Below are 1,173 nucleotides of genomic sequence, written 5' to 3'. Positions count from 1 at the left end.
TCGTTCTTCAAGCCGCCAGCGGCACAGGGTGCCGTCGAAGCCGCCGGTTAACAAGAAACCGTCGTGTATTAGGAACGCGGCGACTCCTTCTTGTTTCGTATCAAGCGTTGTAAGGACTTCGCTTCGTCGCAGGTCCAAAAGAAACACCTGGCTGGCTGTCCCTTCGACGACGACACGATTTTCATCGTAAAATGCAGCGGGATGCCAATTTTCCGTTTCGTTTTCATATCGCCACGACCAGCCGGGGCGGGAAAGTGTGATGACATCGGTATAACCGACACCTTTGCCTGCGACAAATTGATCGGCTATCCCGCTGCAAAGCAGCTTGTCACCCGAGGGAGAGAACTGGACATTCCAGACGTAATAGCCCATGTTTCGGGCGAATACAAACTCACCTGTTGTGGTATCCCAAACCGTTAAGATCGCACTCTTAGAATTGGGTGGCTGCTCGCTTGGCTGGGAGGTCTGTAATGGAAGTCCAGCGGCTGCGAGATACCGCCCGTCCGGCGAAAGGGCCACGGCGGCTACACTTGACACGGTTTCAAACTCTTGCAGCAGTTCCGCAGTTTCGATATCCCACAAACGAAGCCGCTCTACGTTGTCTCCCCCTTTGCCCTCAATAGGCTTTTCAATCCTCTCGACTACAAATCCCCGACTCCAGTTCGCCGCCACAATATTTGAAATGGGTGGGTCGGACGGTATTCGCACACGGTGTGGGGGACCAGCGCCCAGAATCGAGATCTCCATGCCTGCCGTATCGTTGTCTTTCGCGTTATTGCCTTCCGCCTCGTTGCACCAAAAACAGGCGAAAGGTGCCCCCACGAGACCTTGCCAATGAGCGATCTGGGTTACCCGCTGGCTCAGGCCTGTATTTTTCAAGCTCAAGAATTCAACATGAGACGGACGCCGCGTTTCAGGTAACCCGCTGCCAATAAACACTCCCTTTCCATCCCTGGCGAGAATCAACTCGTGCAAGGCAATCTGCTCGAATACGTCGCTTTTGACTACCACGTCTCGGGAAACTTCCATGAAGGCGTATTGATCTTCCTCTGCAGCGTTCCCGACTTTCTGCGCGATCGCAGATGTGGAGAGTAGCAGCACGCATGCAATAACACGCAGTGTCAAATGGGCTGCACACAAAGCATTTCTCTTGGGGAAATAGCTCACTGAAAC

1 protein-coding gene is annotated in these 1,173 nt (G+C 53.5%); it reads right to left on the bottom strand.

Features of this window, described 5'->3' with window-relative positions; translation table 11 throughout:
* The coding region (locus DTL42_RS00005; RefSeq protein ID WP_199589999.1) for a WD40 repeat domain-containing protein at window positions 1-1,029 on the bottom strand (1,029 nt) is incomplete at its 3' end.
* Window positions 1,030-1,173 lie beyond the last annotated feature (144 nt).

Origin of the sequence: Bremerella cremea (assembly GCF_003335505.1) — a bacterium.
In the GTDB taxonomy this organism is placed as follows: domain Bacteria; phylum Planctomycetota; class Planctomycetia; order Pirellulales; family Pirellulaceae; genus Bremerella; species Bremerella cremea_A.
Note: the sequence above shows the minus strand (reverse complement) of the source record. Positions and strands in the feature narration are given on the sequence as shown.